The organism is Methanoculleus nereidis (assembly GCF_032944295.1).
GTDB classification, from domain to species: Archaea; Halobacteriota; Methanomicrobia; order Methanomicrobiales; family Methanoculleaceae; genus Methanoculleus; species Methanoculleus nereidis.
In genome coordinates this window covers 25,482-51,215 of record NZ_JABFFQ010000007.1, presented here as the reverse complement: position 1 = coordinate 51,215, position 25,734 = coordinate 25,482, and the positions used below count along the sequence as shown (strand labels likewise).

At 61.0% G+C, this 25,734-nt stretch carries 20 protein-coding genes, 1 tRNA gene and 1 pseudogene; 10 read left to right on the top strand and 12 right to left on the bottom strand.

The window, feature by feature from the left end:
* The first annotated feature begins 4 nt into the window (after positions 1–4).
* On the top strand, positions 5–940 hold the full coding sequence (gene cas1, locus HL657_RS09435) for a CRISPR-associated endonuclease Cas1 (RefSeq protein WP_317296566.1): 936 nt from the start codon (positions 5–7) through the stop codon (positions 938–940).
* Here the strand turns inward: cas1 and HL657_RS09430 are convergent.
* From HL657_RS09430 to HL657_RS09410, 5 genes are all read right to left on the bottom strand, one after another.
* Positions 922–1,209: an acylphosphatase gene (locus HL657_RS09430; protein WP_317296565.1), complete on the bottom strand. Its 288-nt coding sequence runs from the start codon at positions 1,207–1,209 to the stop codon at positions 922–924. The genes cas1 and HL657_RS09430 overlap by 19 nt on opposite strands.
* Positions 1,206–4,754, bottom strand: a complete 3,549-nt coding sequence (locus HL657_RS09425) for a hypothetical protein (protein ID WP_317296564.1) — start codon at positions 4,752–4,754, stop codon at positions 1,206–1,208. Before HL657_RS09425 ends, HL657_RS09430 begins: the two co-directional genes overlap by 4 nt.
* Before the next feature lie 358 nt (positions 4,755–5,112).
* Positions 5,113–6,483: a phosphoglucosamine mutase gene (gene glmM, locus HL657_RS09420; protein ID WP_317296563.1), complete on the bottom strand. Its 1,371-nt coding sequence runs from the start codon at positions 6,481–6,483 to the stop codon at positions 5,113–5,115.
* A gap of 6 nt (positions 6,484–6,489) precedes the next feature.
* Entirely contained in the window at positions 6,490–7,245 is a 756-nt protein-coding gene (mobB, locus tag HL657_RS09415; protein WP_317296562.1) for a molybdopterin-guanine dinucleotide biosynthesis protein B, read from the bottom strand.
* Between the two features lies 1 nt (position 7,246).
* Positions 7,247–7,828 carry a DUF5806 family protein gene (locus tag HL657_RS09410; RefSeq protein ID WP_317296561.1) on the bottom strand — a complete coding sequence of 194 codons (582 nt, stop codon included), beginning with the start codon at positions 7,826–7,828 and terminating at the stop codon, positions 7,247–7,249.
* Positions 7,829–9,164: 1,336 nt separating this feature from the next.
* On the opposite strand from HL657_RS09410, the gene xerA reads away from it, so the two are divergent.
* The 8 genes from xerA to HL657_RS09370 all read left to right on the top strand — a co-directional run bounded on the left by xerA (position 9,165) and on the right by HL657_RS09370 (position 15,969).
* Entirely contained in the window at positions 9,165–10,079 is a 915-nt protein-coding gene (gene xerA, locus HL657_RS09405) for a site-specific tyrosine recombinase/integron integrase (RefSeq protein ID WP_317296560.1), read from the top strand.
* 279 nt (positions 10,080–10,358) lie between these two features.
* Positions 10,359–11,294 carry an SDR family oxidoreductase gene (locus tag HL657_RS09400; RefSeq protein ID WP_317296559.1) on the top strand — a complete coding sequence of 312 codons (936 nt, stop codon included), beginning with the start codon at positions 10,359–10,361 and terminating at the stop codon, positions 11,292–11,294.
* A gap of 130 nt (positions 11,295–11,424) precedes the next feature.
* Positions 11,425–11,868 (top strand): tetratricopeptide repeat protein, encoded by a 444-nt coding sequence (locus HL657_RS09395; RefSeq protein ID WP_317296558.1) that lies wholly within the window; start codon positions 11,425–11,427, stop codon positions 11,866–11,868.
* Positions 11,869–12,145: 277 nt separating this feature from the next.
* Positions 12,146–13,498, top strand: a complete 1,353-nt coding sequence (locus HL657_RS09390) for a mannose-1-phosphate guanylyltransferase/mannose-6-phosphate isomerase (protein ID WP_317296557.1) — start codon at positions 12,146–12,148, stop codon at positions 13,496–13,498.
* Positions 13,499–13,615: 117 nt separating this feature from the next.
* Positions 13,616–13,688, top strand: a tRNA-Gln gene (locus tag HL657_RS09385).
* A 160-nt stretch (positions 13,689–13,848) separates the two neighbouring features.
* Positions 13,849–14,244: a DUF3795 domain-containing protein gene (locus tag HL657_RS09380; RefSeq protein ID WP_317296556.1), complete on the top strand. Its 396-nt coding sequence runs from the start codon at positions 13,849–13,851 to the stop codon at positions 14,242–14,244.
* Between the two features lie 229 nt (positions 14,245–14,473).
* Complete coding sequence (gene eno, locus HL657_RS09375) at positions 14,474–15,766, top strand: phosphopyruvate hydratase (RefSeq protein WP_317296555.1); 1,293 nt, start codon at positions 14,474–14,476, stop codon at positions 15,764–15,766.
* A 35-nt stretch (positions 15,767–15,801) separates the two neighbouring features.
* The gene (locus HL657_RS09370; protein ID WP_317296554.1) at positions 15,802–15,969 is read left to right on the top strand and encodes a hypothetical protein; all 168 of its coding nucleotides are present in this window, start codon (positions 15,802–15,804) and stop codon (positions 15,967–15,969) included.
* Positions 15,970–16,023: 54 nt separating this feature from the next.
* Here HL657_RS09370 and HL657_RS09365 read toward each other — a convergent pair whose 3' ends face one another.
* Positions 16,024–17,424: a GNAT family N-acetyltransferase gene (locus tag HL657_RS09365; protein WP_317296553.1), complete on the bottom strand. Its 1,401-nt coding sequence runs from the start codon at positions 17,422–17,424 to the stop codon at positions 16,024–16,026.
* Positions 17,425–17,796: 372 nt separating this feature from the next.
* Here HL657_RS09365 and HL657_RS09360 point away from each other — a divergent pair.
* Positions 17,797–17,964: pseudogene (locus HL657_RS09360) on the top strand (cation:proton antiporter domain-containing protein); the annotation flags it as partial.
* A 77-nt stretch (positions 17,965–18,041) separates the two neighbouring features.
* Here HL657_RS09360 and HL657_RS09355 read toward each other — a convergent pair.
* The 6 genes from HL657_RS09355 to HL657_RS09330 all read right to left on the bottom strand — a co-directional run bounded on the left by HL657_RS09355 (position 18,042) and on the right by HL657_RS09330 (position 25,731).
* A complete protein-coding gene (locus tag HL657_RS09355) occupies positions 18,042–18,497 on the bottom strand; it encodes a ferritin-like domain-containing protein (RefSeq protein WP_317296649.1) in 456 nt (151 codons plus the stop codon).
* A 476-nt stretch (positions 18,498–18,973) separates the two neighbouring features.
* The gene (locus HL657_RS09350; RefSeq protein WP_317296552.1) at positions 18,974–20,809 is read right to left on the bottom strand and encodes a threonine--tRNA ligase; all 1,836 of its coding nucleotides are present in this window, start codon (positions 20,807–20,809) and stop codon (positions 18,974–18,976) included.
* Between the two features lie 141 nt (positions 20,810–20,950).
* Positions 20,951–21,514, bottom strand: a complete 564-nt coding sequence (gene dcd / locus HL657_RS09345) for a dCTP deaminase (RefSeq protein WP_317296551.1) — start codon at positions 21,512–21,514, stop codon at positions 20,951–20,953.
* A gap of 22 nt (positions 21,515–21,536) precedes the next feature.
* Positions 21,537–22,235, bottom strand: coding sequence for an RNA methyltransferase (locus HL657_RS09340; RefSeq protein ID WP_067075222.1), 699 nt, complete (start codon positions 22,233–22,235; stop codon positions 21,537–21,539).
* A 3-nt stretch (positions 22,236–22,238) separates the two neighbouring features.
* The gene (locus HL657_RS09335) at positions 22,239–22,931 is read right to left on the bottom strand and encodes a phosphoglycerol geranylgeranyltransferase (protein ID WP_317296550.1); all 693 of its coding nucleotides are present in this window, start codon (positions 22,929–22,931) and stop codon (positions 22,239–22,241) included.
* Between the two features lie 4 nt (positions 22,932–22,935).
* Entirely contained in the window at positions 22,936–25,731 is a 2,796-nt protein-coding gene (locus HL657_RS09330) for a DNA topoisomerase I (RefSeq protein WP_317296549.1), read from the bottom strand.
* Positions 25,732–25,734: the final 3 nt, after the last annotated feature.

Sequence of the window (25,734 nt, the reverse complement as noted above, 5' to 3'; positions counted from 1 at the left end):
TCGGATGGCAGCAACGGAATCATGGCTCCCCGTCTTCGGCTACGGGGGGCACATCAAGGCGACGACGCATGAAGTGGTCATCGTGCAGGGGAGCGCTACCCGGCGTTATCCTCTTCAGGCGGTGAGGCACCTCCTGATCGTCGGCGGCCATACCCTGCACACCTCGGCGGTGACAAATCTCCTCAAAGCCGGTGCTGTCATCACCTTCTTCGATATCGACGGCACGCCCGTTGGATATCTCTACCCCTACGGCTACCGGCCGGACGAGGCGGTGCGCTTCGCCCAGGAACGAGCCGCCCCCCACCGGTTCGCGCAGCCGCTCGCAACGGCCGGCCTCCAGTCGAGGCTCCTCCTCCTCGAAGAACTCTACGACCGCGCCGGGCAGGACATCTTCTACGCCGGAGAGCTCGATTTCCTCTACCAGGCCCGGGAGGAACTCTCGGTATCGGTCACCATGGAGGACCTCCGGAGGCTCTCCCGCCTGACGGCCGATATGTACTACGAGATCCTCTCCCGCGCGCTCCCGCCGGAACTCGGGTTCCGGCGCAGGACGAGCCGCCCGTACCTCGATCCCGTCAATGCCATGTTCTCGCTTGGATATGCGATGCTCTATGGCAACTGCTGCGTCGCGCTGATCGGCGCCCATCTCGACCCCGACCTCGGCATGCTCCATGAGGGGGCCGGGAGTTTCGTCCACGACCTCATCGAACCGCAGAAAGCGGTGATGGTGGATCGTGCCGTTATCAGGTTTGCCCGTGAAGAGATCGGAGACGGGGATTACGAATGCGGTGAAAAGAGATGCTACCTTGACGCAAACCTCTCGGCCCGGCTGGTCGCGGCGCTCCGCGACTCAATCGACCAGTCCCGCATCGACGCGCAGGTACGCATCCTGCGGGACGCGCTCCTTGCGAACGCCGAGTTTCATGTGCTGTACTGGTAACTGCCCCGCTGGATGGTAAACTCGGGGTAAGTGGCAGGAGAGATCTCCCGCTGGGTAAGGTCCCTGATGACGACCCGGGGGCACCCATAAAGCATGGAGACGAACTTTTCGAGGATAATAGGTTCGGCGGTTGCGGCGATGAGCACCCTTCCGTCAGGAAGGTTCATCGCCTCGCCGACGACGCCGAGGTTGGTGGCAATCCTTTTGATGCATGCGCGAAACCCGACGCCCTGCACCCGTCCTGCTATTCTAATCTCGATCGTCTTCACAACCAGTGCTCCTGGATGAGCCGCAGGGACATATCCAGTTCATCATAGACCTCGTCCCGGATCGCCGAGTCGCGAATGTTGAGGGCCTCGCTCACGGCCATGTCGAGGACTTCCCTTGAGCGGTCTTCGTAGCGCTCTGCATAGATCCGGCACGCCATATCACCGAGCACAAAAGCCCGCCGCGAAAGCGGCCTGATTATCCGCGCCTCTTCGAGCGCACAGAGCAGCATCCTGTCTGCAACCTCGTGCTGCCTTGCGTTCCTGGCGATGAGGTAGAGTTCGGTGTAGTAGGTCGCCCGTTTTGCCCGGTCGGGTGCCGCCCGTATCGCCCTATCAAGCGTGACCATGTCCTTTGTGGTGTAGTCGCCGCTCCGGATCTTGTCCCGGCAGTCCAGGATCCTGCCGTAGACCGTGTTCTTCCACGACTGGGGCATAGCCTGCTCGAGCTGGACCGCGAGATTGTATCGGATCCTATCGTCGTCGATGATGGAGACGATATCGGCAGCGCGCTCTCGGGCAGCCGGTTTCCCGCTCACCCGGTAGAACGAGAAGAGCATCCGGGCCATCCGCTGCTGCGTCATGGCGGTGATGAACGGGATCTGAATATACCCGGCCGTTCTTTCCATGCCGTCCAGCAATTCGTCGATCTCCTCTTCGTCTCCATAAGTCTCAGCGAACTGCGCCACGTCAAAGAGCATCGAGAGCCTGACATAGGGAGAGGGAATGCTTACGACGGTGTGGCACATGGCCGAGAGGATCTCCTTTCTCTGTGCAGGTTCACTGACCATGTCGAAGACCGCCGCCAGGGCATCGACGTACTCGACCGGATCCTCGATCTTGCCGACCTGCTCGATCGCCCAGTCGATATCCTTCTCCTGCTTGCTTACGGTGCTGAGGCTTCTTGCAGCGTAGATCAGGTTCTTCCTGACGAATCCCTCTCGCTCCTGCCCTACCAGATCGAGTATCCCCTGCGCCTCGGTAAGGTAGCCCCTGGCTGCGCTGTGGTCTATCCCGGCCATGAGTCCAGCAAGGTCGGAGAGCATGATCGCACGCACCGACGGATCAGAAATGGTGCCGATAGTCTCGTGGAGCCGCCGGATAATCGTCTCGGCCCGGTTTTCGTTACCGAGAGCCGAGTAGGCGCTCACGATCCGGTACATCCCGGAGTAGCGCGCATAGACGTCACCGGTATGCTCGAAGAGGCGGTACATCAGCTCGAGGACTGGTTGTGCCGCCGCTCCCCCCTCGATCCCCTCGAGCAGATACGCCGTCACCTCATAGGGGTCGGCCGAATCGAACTCTTTCGTGTAACTGGTGAAGAAGGTGAGGATCCTCTGGATCATAGCAGTCCGCTCGTAACTTCCCTCGATCTCCAGGGAAAAGAGCGTCATGGGAACCGCAAAGATCGGGCTTCTGTAAGCCTGTGTGTACTCAAGCATAATGTCGACGTAGCTTGCTATCTTGATCGAGATATCCTCTCGCGAAGTGTTAGCCTGAAGGAGGGCAAGCGCGATCTCGAACGGTTCCATCATGCCCTCGAAGATCCGGGCCTTCCCCCGGGAGAGCTGGTCTGCCGCCTGCAGGCTTCCGACCCGGACGTAGCCCTCGATGAGGGGGTCGGCCAGCTGCCGTTGCAGGGACGGGTCGCTGATCTGGGAGAGGATCTGAGTGGCCTCATCCAGCGCCCGGAGCGAGAGTTGCTCGATCCCGTACATGATCAGGCCCTGGATGACCTTGCCCATCGCAAAGAGGCAGTAGTCCCGCTCCAGCAGGGATGTGGAGAGAACCCGCATCCCATGGAGGAGGTCGAGATCCCCATCCTCGACGGCGAGCACGGCTGCCTGATCCACGATGCCGCCCATCGCTTCGGCCCGTGCCTGCTGGTCCATGATCTCGCAGGTGAGTCCGGTCGCGTTCCGGAGGAGATCCCGGTCTTTCCGGGCGACGCCGATCCGTGCCATCTCGACGGCGATGGTCGAGATTGCCTGTTCGCGTATACCCTGCTCCCCGATCTGGCTTACCAGGTCTACGAGAGCCGATGGGTCTTTCTGGCGGATGAACCCCCGGTCGATCAGGATGGTGTTGCATTCCAGAAGCAGGGGGTCCTGTGCGTGGTGCGACCCCGCAAGCTCCTTTATGGCTGGTATGTGCCTGACAACTTCGTCAAAGTCATACTCTTTGCAGAAGTCGGTCACCGCCTGGTGTACCAGCGAGTCGGCAATATCGGTATCCAGTGTAGCGAGGATGTTCTCACGGACGAGTCTGATCTCGTCGCGCCGGACACCCTCCTTGATCAGGCGGACACTGGTATCGAAAAATTGGGCGTTGATCCTCTGTGTACTGGCGCTGGCTTTTTTCATGACCTCGATCGCGTGATAGAAGTCGCCCATCCGGGAAAGCGCATCGGTGATCTGCCGGTAGAGCTGGGTTGCCTTCACTGCATCGCAGGACTCGTCGATCAGCGGCGTGATGTCGAGGAGTATTGTCGGGTTGCCGCTTTTTTCGACGACTGCAATCCCGGAGAGGACGATCTCCTCGATAGGGAGCTGGGTCTCGCCTGCGCCCCGGGCGTTGAACTCGAACGCCTTCTCGAGGAACCAGCGCTCCCCGCTCCGTTCTGCTTTCTTCAGGAGTTCAAGAACGAGGGTCTGGCCTGCCCACGGCTTCTCGTCGTCGATCCTGAGCAGTTTGGCATATACCTGTTTTTTGTCCCGCTGGCGGTCGAGGAGTTGTTCGATCAGGATCGCGAGGACTTCGGTGAGCCGCTCTTCGGGGATGTCGGGAAGGGAGTCTATGATCTGCTCGACGTCGGAGATATCCTTCTTCAGTGAGGATTTCCAGGCGGCGTCAACGATGTCGGCGATCGAGTTGGTGCGCCGGATCTTCTGGTTGATCTCGGTGGCGCTCGAAAGCCCGTTGATTACAAGATTGATGTCACCGGACTCGATGCCGGAACCGGCGATTGCCCGGGCCACATCAGCGTGGAGCTGGGACTGTCTTGATATATCGCCGATCTCAGGAAGCATCTGGAGAGCATATTGCATGATGTCGGCGTTGTGGTGTTTCTGACCGTACCTAATGAAGAGCGGGATGATCTCGGAGAGGATTGCTGAGCGGTATTTTCGGATGCTGATCTTATCGAAGGCCTCCCCTCCTTTTTCGATATAATGGATATCCCCGGTGTCGACCCCGGCCTGGACCAGATCGCGGGAGATCCCGGCGAGAATATCGGACTGATGGCTCTTACGGTCGAGTTTATCGACCAGAGTAAATATCACCGAGAACCATGCTTCGTCCCTGTTCTCACTATAGAGCGCGGCAGCGCGCCTTGCGAGGGTGAATACCTCTTCTTTGGTCGGCTCAACGAGCTGACTTAAAAGTTCGGGCTGCCCTTCGTCGAACGCCGCTTCAACCAGGGCGGCATTCATCTGCTCGTAAAGCGATTTCTTCTCCTTCCGTGTCTGGGTCTCCGATATGTCTGAAACAACCTTTTCAAGCTCACGCAGATCGCCAGACGAGATAGCGGAGTTTATCTTCTGTTTCATCTGCAGTTTTCCATTCATTTTGATCAGCGCTCTCCCGTGGGTACTGCATCATGCATATCCATTATCAGATATATAGATTGCCCCCCTTTCACAAGAATGTTTTTCAGTAGAATTCAGAGAGTTCCTCGGAAATATTGGGGATATGATGAATGGCAGGAGCCTCCGGGATACCCCGAATCGAATGCCTCATGAATGATTGATCCTGCCTGTGAGTGGTGCTCCTGATCCAGCCCGTCGCACTTCGAAGCCTGATTGCTTCTCATGTTCGCTACGCTCGCACTTCGCACCTAACGGTGCTCGAACTCCGCCTGCCCCCAGGCGGGGCACGCGTCGCTACTCGAAAACGCGAAGCGTCTTCTCATGCTCCGGCCCTTTGGCCCGTCGCAACTTGCATAATCTCCTGGTACATGGCGTTCGCGACGGCCGGGTCCTTTGCCTCGATCATGATCCTGATCATTGGTTCCGTGCCAGATGCCCGCACCAGGGCCCAGGCATTGTCTCTGACAATCTTGATGCCGTCGATCTTCTCGATGGTCTCTCCCGAGAATGCCTCTTCGACGGTGCGAACCAGCGCGGTCGGGTCACCGGTATGGTGCTTCTCCTTGATCAGGTGGTATGCAGGAAGATCATCGAGGATATCCGAGAGTTTTTTGCCGCTGTGGCTTGCGAGAACCGCCACCATCATGGCAGCGGTCATGCCCCCGTCCCGGCAGAACTGGTGGTCGGGATAGATCAGGCCGCCGTTCCCTTCACCCCCGAAGGAGACGTCCTGCTCCTTGGCTATCAGTTCGATCATCCTCCTTGCGACATAGATACTCCCTACGGGGGTATAGTCGACGGTGCAGCCATGTTTCTCTGCGATATCCCGGATCAGCCGGGATGTGGCGACCGGGGTGACGACAAGCCCGCCGGTGTTTCTAGCGCAGACGTAATCCTCAATCAGGCCGAACTCATAGTTCTCTTCTATATAGCGTCCTTTGGTGTCGACGAAGACCGCCCGGTCGGCATCGCCGTCGTGCGCCACCCCGAAGTCGGCGCCTGTGGCGAGGACCATCTCTGAGAGGGGCTGCAGCCCTTCGGGGGTTGGCTCGGGCATCCGGCCCGGGAAGGTGCCGTCAAGCCGTGCATTAATGGTGTGTACCCGGCAGCCCATCCGCGAGAGGATGCTTGGGGTGGTGAGCGACGCGGGGCCGGAACCGGGGTCGACGACGACGGTCATGCCTTCCCCGATGCCCGGCGGGAAGTAGTTTACGATGGCCTCGATGTACTCCTCGAGCCGGTCGGGTGCGGCGGCCTCCCTGCCGACGCAGTCCCAGAGGACGGTATCGAATTCCTCTGCAAAGAACCGGCCTTCGAGCCTGATGATCTCGGCATCAGACATCTCGGTGCCGTCGGCCTCGATGATCTTCACGCCGTTGTACTCGGGCGGGTTGTGGGATGCGGTGACCATCGCGCCGCCGGCAAACTTGTTGGTCTTCACGATATACTGCAGGGCCGGCGTGGGCAGGATTCCTACGTCTACCACGTCGCACCCGGTCATCAGGAGCCCGGCTTTGAGAGCGTGGGTCAGGGCCTCGCCGGATGTCCGCGTATCTCTGCCGACTACGATGGTGCCCTTCCTCATCGATCCGAGTGCGGCGCCGATCTTGAGGACGAGGGCCGGTGTCATCATCTCGCCGATCACGCCCCGCACGCCGTTCGTTCCAAACATCTGTTTTCCGTTACGCATCTTACGTCACTTCTCCACGTCGTGTAACTCCCGCTTGAGCCTGTCAATAGCGTTGCTGGCTGCAGAGAACGCCTCCTGCCTGTGTTCTGCAAGTATAGCAAGATAGGTTATATCTTCTCCGGCATAGAGCCGTCCTTTTCTGTGGTGGAACCGTGCGCCGATGATCCCCGGGACTGCCTCTATCTCACGCAGAATACTTTCCGTTACGGCGTCGACGCTCTCATCAAAATCCATGTATTCTGTCCGTTCGGCCCCGGTCCACTCCCGGACGATCCCGTTGAACGTAAGGACGGCCCCGGCGTGTGAGACGTCGCAGTCGCGCTTCAGCTCCCGGACCAGCCCCTCAACGGTGTAGTAGTCCTCGAACCGTGGAAGTGCGGCGAGCACTTCGTCGACGGTGGGGTTCCTGAGCACGATGTTCTCGCTTCCGAGATCGCCGATCACGACCCTCGGGAACTGCCGGGACTTGAACCCCTCGAGTATGGCATACTCGACTCCTGCATTGCAAAGAGTCTCCAGAGTGGAGTTGAGTTCGTTCTCGTGCCGGATGAGGACCGACTTCTCTTCATCGACACCGCCGGATATAGCAGCATGCGATTCATAGTATACGGTGGTGTCTTTTCCGGGCTCGAGCAAAAAGCCGTGGTGCCCCAGGTGCTTGACCGCCCCGACGGTGCCGCGAGCGGAAAGCGCCGCAATCAGGCTCTTTATGAATGTGGTCTTTCCGGTGTTTGATCTGCCGACAATCTGGATGATCTTCATATCAGTCTTCCCTCTCTTCTTCCTGGTTCTGTGCCTGGTCTTCTTCCTGGTTCTGTGGTACTTCCTGTCCATCCTCCTGGCCCGGCCTGGCCTTCAGGATGACTGCCGACGCCTCAGCTACGCCTCGCATCACCTCGGTGATCCGGTCCTCGACGTCGATCTCGTCGTCGAGGTTCAGGCTCGTCCCTTCGACCTCCAGCAGGAACCGGGCGACCTCGCTTGCCTCAAAGAGGATCTCGTCGAGTTCTTCCGCGGTAAAAAAACCGCACATGGCTCCGTAGAAGAATGTGGCCCCTGCTTTCTTTACTTTCTTCTTAAACGAACTCCTCGCCTGGTTGACCGCCTGCGGGGTGTAGGAGTCGACCATGAACGGGCAGAGTTCGGGGAGGTTCTCGCCGATGAATGTCATCTCTGAGCCGCTGGTGGTTTTGAAGTCTGCGCAGAGGCGTGCGATCGCCCACTCGCGGGCGGTGATGTGGGTGTGTTTGCGCAGGAACTGGTTGACCCGCTGGTAGGCGGCGCCGTCTACCTTCTTGAATTTCTGGTACTTGTTCGGGTCTTTGATGCTATCAGGCTCTTCCATTTTACCTATTCCTCTTGTTGGTTTTGCTATTTCAATAAGGTTGGTTGAAGGGTGATGCCGGGCGGCGGGCTGAGACGGCGATTGAACGAACCGGTGTTCTGCAGGGTTTAGTTGTGCCAGGAACTCTGCAGGATCTGCAATTCCACCTCGCCCTATGATGTATATAGCACCATATGGTTTATGCTTGCCTCTTTGTTCCCCGGGTAGGGGTGCGGATCTAAAACGTTAGACCCGGTTCCGTTCCAATCGGGCCATGTTATGGTGGGTAATGTATCGAGGATCCCTGCTGGATGTTGCAGGCGACAGTGCGGCGCCGGTTGATGGTCAAATTGCAGCGGATCTTTCGAAACGCGGGAAAAGGTTCCGGCTACCCGGGCGCAGACCGTGGTGGCTGGCCGTCCAATTGCTTCATGTGAAGGAGCGGAGATGCGGATACAGTGGGTTTTGGTGGCGGTCCAGCTCCTTCCCAATCTCTCATGCTCTGGTATGGGGATCGCTCTGGAGAAATGCTTCTGCCATCCTTAAACACCGCCTCATTGTCCGAGTGACATGAGCCGTAGGTCTCTTATGGGGTTTTGCTACTGAATCCGGCGCATCTGCACCGTTTGGGGTTGTGTGGGAGCATCTCTCCCGGGCCGGTGCGCCGATACTCGCTGCGGGCATGGCGCTCTGTCGGATAACCATTCAAGTTTTGGGGTCTTCATATCGCACCTTTGGGCCAGGATCGCAGGTTCGCCCATAGTTTCCTTTATCGGTCGGGCTGATCGGGCGCCTGAGCCCGTCTGTGTGGGCCCTTTATATGTGGCCGGGACCTGGGGCCGCGTGGCACCGGTGGTGCTCCCTGATCGTTCACTTTCTCCCCGCGCGGTAAGGGATTCATATACTCAAGAGGGGACGTATTCAACAGGGTCTGCTTCCCGTCCACCCGGGATGGCAGCCCTTACCTCCTAACGCCAATACCTCCTGCATCACCGGAAATATCTTTTTTTGGCGTCGGGGCAAAAATGGCCCTCCTTCCTGCCAACCTTCCTCGCCGAAGGGCGGGTTGGGGTCCTTTTTGCCGGCAACTGTTGGAATGTCCAGCGTCAGGGTTTTACCTCGATTGTTGTCTGCGTTTCATTACTGCCTGCATCGTGGTTTCGCCAGGCTCTGGGCCTGCGTGGCGTGGAGTGGGGGTGCGGCCCCCTGTTATGCCAGCCGGGCGTTTGGGTGCGGGTGTGTGCGATCGTGGCCGGCGGCCCTGGCCGGGTTCGGATGAGGTTCCCCTGAACTATAATTGCGGGGAATAGGCATTTACCGCAATTTTGATATGCTCTGTTATTCTATTTATTATCCGATGGAAAACGCCTGTTTCTCGGAATGGCTGGATCGCTTCAGCAGTTACCTCCGGATGCGAAACTACTCGCCCCGGACCATCGAAAAATACCTGCAGACCATTCGGCGTTTCGCTCGGTACGCCTGGCTCCGGCAGAACTCGGATGAGGTTTCGTTTGATGACGCCGCATTCGAGAACGCTCCACTGGATGCGGACGTCAACGTCTCTGCAGCCCTCGTTACCGATTACTTCTCCTGTCTTACGGAGAAGCAGGACTATAAGCCCAGGACTCTCCACCGGATGATATCGACGCTCTCTTCGTTTTACAAGTATCTCTACGTGCAGGGGGCCGTGGTCGCCGACCCGATGCTTGGGGTGGAGCGGCCCCGGATCAAGAATCAGGAACTGAAATACCTCAAACACAGCCAGGTTCTCCGCCTGATCAACACCATCGAGAGCGAGCGCGACCGACTGATCGTCCGCCTTATCTACGCCACCGGTGTCCGTGTTTCGGAACTCTGCGCCATATGCGTCGAAGACATCGACTTCGAGGAGCAGACGATACGGGTGAAGGGTAAGGGCGACAAAATAAGGACCGTTTTCATCGACGAAGAGACACTAGAAGAGATTGACCTGTTTATCGGCAACAAGATCGAGGGGCCGCTCTTTTTAGGCCAGCAGGGCAACCACATCTCTCCGCGAACCATCCAGCATCTCTTCAATCAATACGCCCCTTCCGGGATTACGCCGCATAAAATCCGGCATTCGTACGCAAGCGAGCTTTACCGCCGGTCAAAAAACCTCCGTGTCGTGCAGGAGAATCTGGGGCACTCCTCTATCAAGACGACCGAGATCTACCTGCATACCGATATCGACGAGCGTAAGCGCGTCTATCAGCAGTATTTCCCGCTCTCGAACGGGAAAAAGGGGGAGTGATCGGGCCTGCCGGGCGATCCGGATAAACCCCATGATGCTATATGGGTGCCGGCCAGCGTAGGGCCCCGCGGTGCAGTCGTGCCGGGAACCCCACCCGGCACGACTGCACTGGTTTATTTGCCCCGTTTCCACGCCGAGGAGCGGGAAATCTATTGAGCCGTGTCCTCATCTTCGCGGAGTACCCATCTGGTCCCTCGGAATAGCATTCCCGTGCCTTTTTCCCTCTTCTCCTTCTCTCTCCCGGCAACGCTCAAATCACTGGAGCACCTATCAATCCATATGCGTTACATCGTCACGGGCGGGGCAGGATTCATCGGGTCCAACCTCGCAGAGCGGCTGGCACGCGACGATCACGAAGTCGTGATCGTCGACGACCTCTCCTCCGGGCGGCGGGAGAACATCGAGCACCTTGCCGATCATCCCCGGGTGGCGTTCGTTGAGGGGAGCGTCACCAATCTTCCCCTGCTTGTTGATGCCTGCGCCGGGGCGGACGGCATCTTCCACCAGGCAGCCATCGCCTCGGTCCCCCGATCCGTAGCAAACCCGCTGGAGACGAACGAGGTGAACGTGGGCGGGACCCTGAACGTTCTCTGGGCGGCAAAGGAGTGCGGAGTTCCGGCGGTCGTGGCGGCGTCCACCTCAGCGATCTACGGTGATGACCCGGTTTTTCCCAAACAGGAGACGATGGCGCCAAGACCGCTCTCCCCTTATGCGGTCTCAAAACTCGCGGGGGAGTATTATGGGAAGGTTTTTGCCGACCTCTACGGTATCCGGACGGTATTCTTGCGCTACTTCAACGTTTTCGGTCCCCGGCAGGACCCGAACTCCGAGTATGCGGCGGTGATCCCGAAGTTCATCACCCGGATGCTTGGGGATAAGCCGCCGATCATCTACGGCGACGGGGAGCAGACCCGCGATTTCATCTCTGTCGCCGACGTGGTGCGGGCGAACCTCCGGGCGATGGAGGCGGATGCCTCCGGCGTCTTCAACATCGCCGGGGGCAGCAGGATCAGTTTGAACCAGCTTGCATCCATTCTCGCGGAGATCACCGGCATACACCACCGGCCGGTATATGAACCACCGCGGCCGGGTGACGTGCGTGACTCGCTCGCCGACATATCCCGGGCCTACGATGCCTTTGTGTTCTCTCCCCGCTGCACACTTACCGAAGGACTCCGCGAGACAGTGGCGTGGTTCCGTGACGGTGGCCGGTAACCACCCCCACGGGTAGGAACCCGGCTCAAGGCATCCCTTCGGGCGATCCCCCCGCCCCGCTCCCGGACGAGATAGGTGCAGGAACTTATATATCGTCACCCTGTAGTAAGGAGTGGGAGGTGCAAGACGTATGCCCCGATTGGTTACACCGGAGATGCCCCGTAAGGGTGATGAGAGAGATGCGTCACGGGCGTACAGCGACATCATCGTGGAGGGCCCGCACGACCCTGCAGCCCTGAACAACAGAGGTGTGGCGCTTGAGAGGCAGGGGCGCTACGAAGAGGCCCTGGCTGCGTTCAGTGCGGCGATACTCTCCGACAACGATGACGTCTACGCCTGGAACAACCGGGCGGTGATCCTTGCCCGGCTCGATCGCCACCAGGAAGCAGTGCTTGCATGCAGGCAGGCGCTCGCGATCGACCGGTCGTGCATCTTCGCCTGGGTGACCTATGGCATGGTGCTCGGCAGGCTCGGGAATTACCAGGAGGCCGAACAGGTTCTTGCGGTGGCAGAAGACCTCGATCCGCAGGCCAGATCACTCTACCCCGGAACTCTGACGATGACCCGGGCTTGAGCAGGGATGCTCATGTTTCCGGGAACGGGATGAAGCAGCCGGCAGGTCTCTGCGTGGCCGGATGCCCGGGGTAGAGAGGTGATACACCCTTGAGTGCGATACGGATCGTCTTCAGGTTCAGGCTCCGCATGCACCCCTGTCCGGCCGCCCCGGCTCGTCCCGTCAACACCGCGAGATCGCCCGGGTTCACCCGAACTCCCTGAGAACCTTACGTTTTTATCTCCCTTACCGCAATAGAGATATACAATCGAGTGCCCTCCGGCACGGAGTCTATCCCATGAAGACGCTCATACTCGCAGGCGGGAGCGGCACCCGCCTCTTCCCGCTCTCAAGGGAACACTACCCGAAACAGTTCATCCCGCTGGTCGACGACGAGTCTCTCTTCCAGAAGACTGTAAAGCGGTCGCTCCTCTTCTCCTCCCCGCAGGAGATCGCGATCGTCACGAACACCGACCACAGGTTCCTGGTCCGGGACCAGCTCGCCGCCATCGGGTGCGACTGCAGGGTCCTCGTGGAGCCGGTGGGCAGAAACACCCTGCCGGCGATCTACTACGGTATTCGGGAGGCCACCCGGGAGGATGGATCCGATACCGTTGCGGTTCTCCCCTCGGATCACCTGATCACCGCGACCGGACCGTTCCAGGATGCTTTCCGCCGGGCGGAGCGGCTTAGCAAGGACTACCTGGTGGTCTTCGGGGTGCGGCCGACCTCGCCACACACCGGATACGGCTATATCCGCCCCGGTGAGCCTCTCGGAGACGGCTCAACCGTGGACGCCTTTGTCGAGAAGCCTGATCTCGAGACTGCCGGGAGGTACGTCGCCGACGGCTACCTCTGGAATTCGGGCATGTTCTGTTTCGATGCCGGCCTTTTCCTCTCTGAGTGCGAGGCGTGCGCACCGGAGGTGGCCCGGGCGTTCGAGCAGCCCCTCGAGGAGGCGTACGGTGCAACCCCTGCCCTCTCCATCGACTACGGGATCATGGAGAAGACCCGGAAGGCGGCGGTCGTGCCGCTTGAATGCGACTGGAACGACGTGGGGAACTTCGACACGCTTTATGCCGCCCTTAAAAAGAACGGGAGCGGTAACGCGGTCAGGGGCGAGCATATCGGGATCGACTCCTCCGAGAACCTGATCATCGCCGACCGCCTGGTCGCCACCGTCGGTGTTCACGACCTTGCCATCGTCGAGACGAAGGATGCGATCCTGGTCGCCGCCCGGGACGAGGCCCAGCGGGTGGGCGAGATCGCAAAGGCCCTCCGCGAGAAGGGGGACTCCCGTGCCCTCTTCCACACGCAGGTCCACCGGCCCTGGGGCTCCTACACGAACCTCGAGGAGGGGCGGTCCTATAAGATCAAGCGGGTCACCGTCCCCCCGAAACGGCGGCTATCGTTGCAGATGCACCACCACCGCTCCGAGCACTGGATGGTCGTCACCGGGTGCGCCGAGGTGACGATCGGGGACGAGATCTCTCTTCTGCGGAACGGCGAGTCCACCTTCGTTCCGGCGGGAACGGTCCACCGGCTCGCGAATCCCGGCCTCCTGCCGCTTGAACTGATCGAGGTCCAGATCGGGGAGTATACCGGCGAGGACGATATCGTCCGGTTCGAGGACGACTTCGAGCGGACGTGAACCGCCGGACGGGACCCCCTCCCTCCCCCCGCCTGCCCGCGACCAAACCGATATAATCCCGCGGTACATAGAATATAGGAGCCGATGCCGCGGGTATCGGTGGTTTAGATTTCTTGTACCCCCGTAGTGTAGTGGTCAATCATGCAGGACTTTGGATCCGGCGACGGCGGTTCGAATCCGCCCGGGGGTATCAGGGCGTGAAGTTCGATACCCACGCCACTTTTTTATGTTCCGCCCGGGAGTATTGTCCATTCACATAAGATGATACACGTGAGTATTTCGCAGTCACTCTCATCTTGTTCGGCGGCGAAACCGGAAGGGATTTTTTGGCGTACGGCGAGCATACGAGAATGACCCATCTCTCTCCTGTCCTGATCGCCCCCTGCGGCATAAACTGCGGGCTCTGCATCGCCTACCTGCGGGAGAAGAACAGGTGCCCGGGCTGCCGGACGGAGGATGCCGGCAGCCTGAACGCGTATTGCGCCCGGTGCAGGCTCCGGCAGTGCGAAGACCGTACGGGGGAGTATTGCTACGAATGCGCCGGATATCCCTGCACGCGGCTGAAACGCCTGGACAAGCGCTATGCAAAATACCGGACGAGCGTGCTCGACAACCTGCGCGAGATACGGGAGCGGGGAGTCGCGGAGTTCGTCGAACAGGAGAAGGTCCGCTGGAGGTGCCCGCAGTGCGGGAATATCCTCAGCATGCACAGGGATCGCTGCCTGCACTGCGGCCGGACGTGGTGAGGGGGGAGCATCACCCGCACCGCTGCCGGCTCCGTTTGTATCTCGCCAGAACTTCGCATACCTACCCTGTTCCTCGATCTTCTCCGAAGACGGACAAGAACGGGCAATTGGGTTCATCGTAAACGGCAATGCGATATCGGCCTATGCTGCCGCCACCGCCCGGACGGACCCGGCGCCGGCGATACCTTTTTTGCGCTCGATACCCTCCCGCCCCACGGTGTCATCGAGCATGACCGAGGTTGACACGAGGATACGATCAATCCATGCCCGCGAGATACTGGACTCGCGGGGAAACCCGACCGTCGAAGCGGATGTCACGCTCGCCGGCGGGGCGTCCGGGCGTGCCGCGACCCCGTCCGGCGCATCGACCGGCAAGCACGAAGCCGTCGAGTTCCGGGACGGCGTAAAAGACCGTTACGGTGGCAAAGGAGTGCAGAGGCCTGTCGCCCGGGTCAACGGCGAGATCGCCGTTACCCTGCAGGGCGTGGACGCCCGCGATCAGGCGGCGGTGGACGAGGCGCTCATCACTCTCGACGGAACACCGAACAAGCGGAACCTGGGCGCCAACGCCACGCTTGCGGTCTCCATGGCCGTCGCCCGGGCTGCCGCCGCCGCACAGGGTCTCTGGCTCTGGGAGTACCTGGGAGACCCGTTTAAACCGCTCCTTCCCGTCCCCATGATGAACATCCTCAACGGCGGCGTTCACGCCAACTGGCAGGGCCCGGACTTCCAGGAGTACATGATCGCCCCCTACGGCGCTCCGAGCGTCGTTGAAGCGGTCCGGTGGGGGAGCGAGACCTACCATGCGCTCAAAGAGATCCTCAAGACGCAGGGTTACACGACCGGCGTCGGCGACGAAGGCGGGTTCGCCCCTGCGGTCTCCACGAACACCGAGCCGCTGGACCTGATCGTGGAAGCGATCGAGCGTGCCGGGTATGCACCCGGCAGGGAGATCGGCATCGCCCTCGATCCGGCGTCGAGCGCGTTCTACAGCGACGGCGTCTATAACCTCAGGACCGAAGGGCTGACCCTGACCGCTGCTGAGATGGTTGACCGGTACCGCGACCTTGTGGCGGCATACCCGGTCATCGTCATCGAGGACGGCCTTGCCGAGGACGACTGGGACGGCTGGCGGCTCCTGACCAGAACGATCGGCGATCGCGTGGAACTCGTCGGCGACGATCTCTTCGTCACGAACGTCGACCGAATCGATCAGGGTATCCGGAAGGGGGCCGCCAACGCCGTCCTGATCAAGCCCAACCAGATCGGGACGGTGACCGAGACAATCGCTGCGGTGCATCTCGCGCAGCAGCAGAACTGGGGTGCGATGGTCTCCCACCGAAGCGGCGAGACGGTCGATACGTTCATCGCCGATTTCACCGTCGCCATGCAGACAGGCCACCTCAAGACCGGCGCACCGGCACGGGGCGAGCGGGTGGAGAAGTACAACCAGCTCATCAGGATCGAAGAGGCGGCCGGGGATACGGCCCGGTATGCCGGGCGGAGCGGGTTCGTCCGGTAGGGTGGCGTCGATCGGATCCTGAACCGGGGTGACGTATGGTCGCATGTCCGTACTGCGGGGCGGAACTGACCGGTTACGAACGAATCGCCACCTTTGGGAAGGGGAACCTTCGTGCCGAGACCGTCCTCTGCTGCCGCTATTGCCGGTGGCAGGGGACGTGCCGGGAGTATACCACGTTATGTTCGAACTCGCTGCAAATGTAACCCGGACTTTTTTCAGGCGCACCGTTAGATGCTGGAGACCCGGGGAGGCATTCCTCACGCCTGCCAGGGATCTCGCTCTCTGATATATTCCTTCAGCCGGCCGGCATTGGATGATGCCACCATGACTGTGTCGTAGTCCAGGATCCGGTTATTCAGGTACTGGAGGGTGAGGAGATCCTCGCCGGTAGAGGTGAGGTGCAGTCCGGCAAAGAAGAAGCCGAGGTTCTCGATCGCGTCCGCTACGGTAGAGGTTGCCGGGGCGGTGAGCGGGAGGTGGATGTAGACGGCCTCGAGGCGTCCGGCACGGAGCCGGCCGAGTTCGCGCCTGAGCCGGGGGATGAGATCGGTGCCGAGGGATCGGATACGGATCTGAGCTGTCTGGTAAATCTCTTCGACGGTGATAGAGTATTCGCTCTTCTCCGGCAGTCTGGCTGACGCATCGCCGATACCGAAAGGCGGGTGCACGCCGAGGTGATCGTAGATCTCTCTCGTTATGCCGGCATGGTGCTCCGGCGGGTAGAGAACCGGGTGCTCCGGCGGTGAGAGGTAGCGGAAGACCGCAAGGATGCTCTCCCTGACCCGGTTCTCATCGGCTATTCCGGTGAACCGGAGCGGGGTGTAGCGGGAGAGGAGGAGGGCGCACTCGCTCATCCCGAAGGCCTGGGCCGACCGCTGCGAGTAAAGGTGGGTGCAGACCGCCTGCCCGGAGAGCGCTGCCAGGTGCTGGCGTTCGGCCTCGGCAACGACGGTTGCCATCAGGTCCGAGAAGACCCGCCGGCTCCGGTAGGGCGGGTTCACGAACCCGAGCGCGATCTCGGCTACACCGGGGTCGTCGTAGAAGAGGAGCCCGGCATGACCGGCCACGGTATCCCCATCGACCGCGACGAACGAGATAAGGTCACCCGATCGGATCAGGGCTTTGAGCACGTCCGGATGATAGACCTTCTCATAGCCGTAGGAGTAGCCGTAACTGAAGTAAGCGCACCGTGAGATCTCCACCGCCTCATCGGGCAGGGTCGGTCGGATCAGGACGAATCCGGGGGAGGCAGGCGGTACCGGAGAGCGGGAGGGATGCGGGGACACTCTGCAGACCTTTGCCAGCAGGGTCTCCTTCCCGGCCCAGCCCCTGTTTGTAAAGGCAATCTGATCCATGACCGCCCGACACCGGGGCAGTGTCGGGGCAGCTATCTCCGGGTCGAAGGGGATCCCGTGTTCGACGATCCGTACCTCAAACCGGTCGGCGTTGATCGAGCAGGTGAGCGTGATCTCGCCCTCTACGCCCGGCGGGAAGGCGTGGTCGATGATCCAGAGCACTGCTTCCTCGACGCCGAGGGTTATCTCCTTGATCGTACCGCCGGGAAGACCGGCAAGGGATGCCATTCGGGAGACCGCCGACCGAACAATACCAAGGATAGCCGGATCGCTCTGGATGGTCACCCGTACCTGCTTTTCCATCTGTGATGGAGGTTTGCAGTGGAAGGTCTTGAAGGTAGTGTACCCATAACGAGTCTTGAAAACTGGTTATTTTTGCGTTTGGGAGTGTACTTCCTCTTTCCGGTTGGAGAGGCGGAGAGAGCCCCGCTCATCCAACGGTTATTTTTCCATCCCGCTATCATCGGGAATGCCGGCCATCCCCGATGATAGCGGGATGTTGCTGTTGTTCTCCCGGCACGTCCCCTATAACTCGTGCACGTTGCATAGATTTCTTAAGGCCACCCTCCCAGATCACGGGCAGGTAACTATGGAAAGCGCTGCCCTGGCAATTGAGATCCAGATGAGCCTCCTCCTCTTCCTCGCTCTCGCCGGCCTACCGCGTGGCATCCCGAATCGCGGGGCGAGGTGGCGATTATCGTTGCCCTGATAGGACTGGATTCGGGACTCATCAGCCAGAACGTCTTCGTGGTGATCGTTCTGATGAGTCTGTTGACCACGCTCATCACCCCGATCGTTTACCGGAACTGGTTCTTCAAGGGGGCCTACTGCGCTGTCGAATGATGCATGGGAGAGCCTGCACCCCTCTCTTTTCTCCCTCCCCGTGCGATAAAAAGTGGCGGAGCTGCGAAGCCCCACCTTCACCAGACTTCCGGAAACGCCATGTTGGTGTAGATGTCCTCGAGGCGTGCCTTGTGGCCCCGCTCCATCGAGGCGAGGCTCTCGAACAACTCGATCTGCTCCGGATCCACGCTGAGGCTCGCGAGCTGGGTGTACATCTGCATCGCGTCGAGTTCTTTTCTGATCGCGATGACGAGGCCGTCAAGCGGCTTTAAGTCGGCCGAGAGCGCGGGTGTCTCCAGGGTTTGGGCGACTTTGTAGTCCCGCTTCGTGTCGAACCCGAGTTTCCCTGGCTCTTTCGTGAGAAAGCCTTCGAGGGTCTTCCGATGTTGGCTCTCCTCCCCGGCAAGTTCGTTGAAGAGGTTTTTCAGGTTCTCATCCGTGACCTTCTCCCTGACCGTGCGGTAGAAGGTGTATGCCTCGATCTCCCGATCAATGGCATTCGATATAATGGAACGGTATTCTTCGGTGTCCATGACTTCATGCACCGGTGGGACAGTAGCGTCCGGGGCTTTTAAACCTTGTCAGGGGCGGGGTTTGGTAGGGTGTTGGACAAGGTGTGTGTGAGAGGCCTGCAGGTTTTCATGTGTGGCTGTCAGGGCAGCGATGATTGGGGAGGAAATCCGGGAGGTTCGAAGAGGCTGAGAAGCTTCGATTTGCGACAAACAAGGTGGCCGAATCGAGGGTAAATCCGGATGCAGTGGTCCGTGGGAGTATCGCCATGGGGGGTGGGGACAGGTGAGGGGGGTCTCCCCCCTCCCCGTCAGCCCCTCCCCTGCATGGCGATAGCCTGTGGAAAGCCGTAGATTGGGTTTGTGGCGTTTCTAAGAACAGTAGGTGGGATATCCCCTGTTTGACATCGTCAGGTGCGAGGCACGACTGAAAGGAGCGTGCGAACCATTTGGTGCGAGTTGCAGCAGCGTGGCTTCGTGCTTTGCAAAAAAAAGAGAGATTAAATAAACCGGGGCTTCCGCGAGAGAAGCTTCGGCGTGTAGAGCGGGCGGAAGGGCTTTCCGGCGGTCTCCAGTTTCACCGCCTGGACGAGTTCGTTCTCGGTCACCGACTCCTTGAACGGTTTCTTCTTCTCCGAGAGCTTCCGGATGGTGACCGTGAGCCGGCCGGTCTCGGCCTCCTGGTCGCCGATCACCGCGACGTAAGGTACCCAGTCCATGCCCGCCTCGCGGACCTTCTTGTTCACGCTCTCGTCCCGGTCGTCGACGTCCGCTCTGATGCCGGCAGCGTTCAGCCGGGTGCCGATCTCTTCCGCGAAACAGATGTGCCGCTCCGCCACCGGCACCAGCCTGACCTGGGTCGGGGCGAGCCAGGTCGGGAACGAGGGAACCTCCTGGCCTGCGGTGCCCTCGAGCATCGCGCAGATCACCCGCTCGATCGAGCCCGTCGGCGAGCAGTGGAGGATCGGGGGATGAACCTCCGTTCCGTCCGGTGCGTAGTACTTGATATCGAACCGGTCGGCGCTCTCCACGTCGATCTGGACGGTCGGGTTCTCGATGGGTCTCCCCTGTGCATCGATCGCCGCGAGGTCGACCTTTGCTATCCAGTAGTGAGTCCGCTCCGAGAGAACCTCAATCAGCATCGGCACGCCAGACTTCGCGACGATCCCCTTCACCCAGAGTTCATACTGGTCGAAGAAGTCGCGGGTGCACCGGAAGACCCCGACGAGCGGGGTCTCGAGATCCTCGCCGGTCTTCCAGCCTATCGCGAGCTGCTCCTCGAACGCCGTGAGCGCGCCGTCTGCGTCGCGGCAGAGGGTGTGCATGTCGGGCATCGTGAATGCGCGCAGACGCTTCAGGCCGATAACCTCGCCCTTCTGCTCGTGGCGGAACGAGTAGGTCGAGAGTTCGTAGAGTTTCAGCGGGAGGGTGTTCGGCGAGATATGCATGTCGTGCATGATCGAGAACATCCCGAAACACGCCGCGAACCGGAGCATCATGTCGCGGTTGCCGCTCTTGAACCGGTACTGCCGCTCCCCGAACTTGGCCGCGTGCTCCGCGATCGCCTTATCGCCGAGGTCGTACATCACCGGGGTCTCGACCGGCATCCCGCCGTAGTCGAGCACCTGTGTGAGGACGTAGTCGGAGAGAAGGTCGCGGATCAGCTTGCCCCGGGGCATCCAGCGGTGGTTTCCAACATCCGCGCGTGGTTCGTACTCCACGAGCTCCTTCGCACGCATCAGGTCGACGTGAACCGGCTCGGCCCCTTCCGGCCCCGGGTACCCTAGTTCCTTCCGGATCAGGGCGGCGAAGGGCGTCTCCTCCTTCGCGTAGTCGGCTGCGTCTTTGCGGTCACCTTCAGGGGTGATGACGAAGAACTCGTGCTCGATCTCCTTCTTCGGCGCGGCCGCCCCTTCTCCCGGGACGATCGTCCGCGAGAGTTCGGAGAGCGGGTGGCCCTTGCAGGAGAGCGAGAATGCCTTATACCAGCCGAACGGCGCACGTTTCACGACGAAACCGTCCGTACCGTTGAGAATATCCTGGATACCCTTAAGAGCGCTCACCGCTGCATCCGGCGATGCAAGGTCGGAGGAGAGGTGGGCATAGGGGTAGATCATGATATTGGTGGTGCCGAGCTGCCGGGCAGTGGTAACGATCTCGTCGGCCGCCTGCCTGACGGCATCCTCGATGTTCTCCTCGTCGACAGACTCAACCGCGCAGAAGACGGCAAGCGCCTCATCAAGGGCGTCCTTTGGGACGGCATCCTCTTCGGCGACCTTCGTCTTCTTCCGGGCCTCGTATTCGATATGATCAGAGTGGATCAGAAGAAGTCGCATTGGTATCCCCAGTTGAATCGTTCAATATCTGTTTTCCTGCTATATAGTGCATGACGCTCGGCGGGCGGGGGGCACGTGCCCCGGGCCGCCGCTCCTGCCGCGGTATGGGCGGAGGCGTCGAGTTTCACCGGATTCCCGGCATCACTCCTCTGCGCGGCGCGCGTTCTCGTGGTAGCGGGAGAGGGTCGCCTGCCGCTGATCCATGTACTTCGCGTCCTGCTTCATGTTGTAGGGGCGCGCGGCGCGATCTGTTCTGTAGAAGACCAGTTGCCCGATCGGCATCCCCGCGTAGACCTTGACCGGCCGGGAGTTCACGTTGCACATCTCGAGCGTGATCGTCCCCCGAAAGCCTGCGTCGATCCAGCCTCCCGTCTGGTGGAGTTCGACCCCGAGACGCGCGATGCTGCTCTTCCCCTCGATGCTCGCAACGATGTCGTCGGGGAGTTCGATCGCCTCGAGCGTCTCGGCGAGGAGGAACCGACCCGGTGCGAGGACGATCGAGTCGGCCACCATCTCTTCGGTCTCGGCGCAGACGGTCTCGCTGTCGTAGGGGTCGATCACGCTCTCTCCCGGAACGTACCAGACAAAGTGCGAACCGAGCCTGATATCCAGGGAATTTGGCTGGATCAGGGAGGGTTCGAAGGGATCAACCCTGATGTGCCCGCGCCTGATGCGGTCTTCTATCTGCCAGTCGACAAGAATCATTCCAATATATCTCTCCCGCAAACTATTCTTTGTTTTCGAGATGCCACTCCGTCCGGCGCATCAGCCCGTGAAGCGTGCTCGCCTCGCGGATGGTCAGTTTCGTCCGGCCGAGCACTCGACGGATCAGGGTCATCGTGTTCTCCCGCTTGAAGTCCGGGTGGTCGATACGGTTCAGGAACGCGTCGATGTGCCGGTAGAGCGAATCCATCTCGACGGGGCTTGCGAGCGGGTAGGTCCCGCGCGGCAGGTTCGCAAGCTCGTAGCAGAGGATGCCGACCGCGTGAGAGAGGTTGAGGATAGGATAGATCTCCGAGGTCGGGATGGTGCAGATGAGGTTTGCGCGCTTAAGTTCTGTGTTCGCGAGCCCCCAGTTCTCCCGGCCGAAGAGGATCGCGACCGTGCCGTCGATATCGCCGACGATCTCCCTGACCTCCGCCGGCGCGTAGTAGGGCATCCGCATCGGGGTGCAGACCGACTTGCTCACCTCGCCGGTCGTCGCGACGACAAAGTCGAACTCGTTATAGACCTCCTCGACCGTCATCCGCTGGGCGCCCTCGAGGACGTCGCGGGCGTGGGAGGCGCGCATGATCGCGTCGTCGCCGAGCGCACAGGGGTTGACGAGAACCAGCCGGGTGAACCCGAAGTTCTTCATCACCCGGGCGGTAAACCCGACGTTTCCCTCATAGAGGGGTTCGATCAGGACGATTGAGATCTCGGGCATGCCTCACTGTACCGCCCGGACCGTCGCCCGGAGCACGTCGATCCCTTCCTCGTAGACCGCGTTCCCCACGACGATCGTGTCGGCATAACGGCCCATCTCCGCCGCCTGCTCGGCCGAACGGATCCCGCCGCCGTAGTAGAGGGTGGCGTGCTCGACAGCCTCGGATGCCGCCTGCACGATTGCAGGATCCCCATAGGTTCCGCTGTACTCGATGTAGACGATCGGGAACCGGAAATAGCGGTCCGCGACCTCTGCGAACGCGGCCACGTCCCCGGGCGAGAGGCTGCAGTCCGCCCCCGTCACCCGGCCGACGGCCGAGTTCGGGTTGAGGACGATGTAGGCCTCGGGCACCACCATATCCCAGTCGATGCTGCTCGTGTGGCGCAGCCAGGCGTAGTGCTTCCCGACGACCCAGCGGACGTCGTTCGTGTTCAATACGCTCGGCACGAAGAGGTGGTCGATCCCCCTATCAAAGATGGCGCAGTCGGGGCTCGCTGGTTCCACCACCAGCGGCACCCCATAGGAGGAGACCAGATCCAGGAGTTCGTGGAGGTTCTCCCGCGTCACGTTCAGCGTGCCCGAGAGCATCAGGGCGTCGGTTCCGCTCGTCGCGATCTCCTCGACGACTCCTTTCGGGAGGCGTTTATCGGGGTCAAGTTTCGTTACGTGTGCCCAGGTCTTCCAGTTCGCGTGCATGGTGTCACTTCAGGTGGCCGATGTAGTCGCGGAGTCTGGCCTTCGGGATGCCGGTGATAGAGGAGACCTTCTCCGGGTCGGCAACACGGAGCGTTGCGGCGTCATAGATGCCTGCAAGGTAGAGCCTGTCCACGGTCGCCTCACCGAGCCCGGGGACCTCCAGGAGTTCTTTGCGCCCGCGCTCAAAGACCGTCCTGGAGATCTTCTGGGGGGCAGGGCGCCCGAGGTGCCTGCAGACCAGATCCACATGTTTATGTACGGTTTCCGGGTTAATGCCGGTTTTGCTTGCAAGGTAGGGGATGGGGAGGTAACAGAAGTCGTCGGGAGTCGCGACGCCGCCTGCCTGGTACTTCTTCAGGCTGACCGCGGGAACTCCGGCCTCCCGGAGGGCGCGCTCGTTGCAGAGGCCGCGGGCCGCGTCCAGGAGTTCGGTTCCGGTAGCCTCCGGGATCCCGGCCTTCTTGATCGCCGCAACGTCGGCCAGCGAGAGCGCGTGGATATCGCCGATCCCCTGTTCGAGAAGGTTTCGGATGATCTTCGCGTGGCTCCGGCCCTTCCTCGGGGGCACGATCTTCCGGACGAATTTCCTGAGTTCCGAACGGCGTCGGAGAACCTCGAGCGCATCCTCTGCCTCTCTCGCGAGCTCTGCGGCCTCTTTTTTCTCGACGTCGACGGCTTTCGCGAGGTCTTCAGGCTGCATGCCCGCGATCTCGGAGACCGTGTAGATGTGGTGCGCGTGCAGGCGCTGCATGAGGTCGTCGGTCATCGAGGGCATCATCCGGAGCGCCTCGACGTTCGAGGCGATATGGCTGCAGAGTGGACAGCCGATGTCCCATGGGCGGGCGCCTTTCCGGATCAGGCGGACGTGGGAGAGGTTGTGCTCCGGACAGGTCGCTTCGACCCGGATTGCCTTGCCCCAGGTGCTGCCGGGCAGGCTGATGTTGAACCGGCACTCGGGGTAGCCGGTGCAGCCGATGAACTGGGAGACGCCGATATGCCGGATCCGGAGATCGTGGCCGCAGGCGGGGCAGGGGCCGAGGGTATGCTCTTCTGCCGTCTGCTCCATGATCTCGGTGCCGATCTCCGACTTGTGCGCCTCGAGTTTGTCGAAGACCCGATGGAGCATCTCGCGGGACTCGGTGACGACGTCGTCGCGGGAGCGCCGGCTCTGCTTGATGAGTTGCATGTGCTCTTCGAGCGTCCGGGTCATCTCCGGCTCCGTGATCGTCTCGGCGTGGTTGTCGAGCGCGTCGATGACCGCCCGGCCAACGAGCGTCGGGCGGAGCGGGTTGCCCTCCACGTAGCGGCGGGAGACGAGTTTGCCGATCACCTCGTGCCGGGTGCTCTTCGTGCCGAGGCCGAGTTCCTCCATTACCTGGATGAGCCGGCTCTGGGAGTAGCGCGCCGGCGGCTGTGTCTCCTTCTCCTCGAGGTTCACCTTCTTGATCGGCAGCCGTTCACCCGGGGCAAGCACCGGGAGGATGTTCTCTTTCGCCTCCGAGTAGGGGTAGATCCGGCGCCACCCGGCATAGAGGAGCCTGCCGCCCGTGGCCTTGTAGGGCTCGCCGGACGCGTCGAAGGTGCACCTTGTGGTCGCCCACTTCGCGTCGGGGGAGAGGGTCGCGAGGAACCGCCGCACAACGAGTTCGTAGACCTTCCACCGGTCCTGCCCGAGGGCCTCGCGGGTCGCGGAGCCCGTCGGGTGAATCGGCGGATGGTCGGTGCTCTCCTTCTTGCCCCGGGTCGGGACGGGCCGCCGGTTCTGCTGCACCCAGGCGACGTCCTTATCGAACCCTCCTCCTTTGAGGGTATTGAGGATCGCGTTCAGGTTCAGCGACTTCGGGTAGACCGTGTTGTCGGTTCTCGGGTAGGAGATGTACCCGTTCATGTAGAGGTCTTCGGCAAGCCGCATCGCGTTCGCCGCCGAGAGGCCCAGGCGGCTCGCCGCGACAATGAAGGTCGTGGTGTCGAACGGCGTCGGCGCCCGGTCGTTCTTCTGCCCCTCTTTCACGTCCGTGACGACGAGCGGCTCCTTTGTCCCCGCTTCCGCGGCGAGGGCTGCTTCGTGGTCGGTGAACCGCCCGGCGGTATGCCGCGCCTCGATCGTTACGCCGTCTTTCTCGGTCTCAAGCGAGAGCATCCAGTAGGTCTGGGGGACGAAACTCTCGATCTCGCGCTCCCGCTCGACGATCATGGCGAGCGTCGGGCTCTGCACCCGCCCGACGGAGAGGATGTTCTTACCGCCCCGGCGTGCCGCGAGGCTGATGAACCGGGTCAGGGCCGCCCCCCACATCAGGTCGACCGTCTGGCGGGCCTCGCCGGCAGCCGCGAGGTCGAAGTCGAGGTCGGTCAGGTTCTCAAACGCGGTGCGGATCTCCGCCGGGGTTATCGCGGAGAACCGGGCACGGTTGATCCTGACGTTGGGGTTCACCGCACGGACGAGTTCGTAGGCCTCCTTTCCGATCAGTTCTCCCTCGGTATCATAATCGGTCGCGATGGTGACGAGATCCGCTTTCCTCGAGAGTTTCTGGATGAGGTTGACGATCTTCTTCTCGGTCGGCTTCTTGACGATGCCTGCGTCGATGAGGGTTCGCGGCGTGTGGGTCTCGCTCCGCCAGTTGGTATAGCCGGGCTCGAAGTCCACCTCCACCACGTGCCCTTTGAGGCCGACCACCGTCTTCGTGTCGAAGGAATACGTGGATACGCTTCCGTCCTTCTTTGCTCTCACTTTCTCGTTACCGGCGAGGATCTGCGCGATACGATTTGCCGAGATGTTCTTCTCTGCGATGATCAGATGCACTGT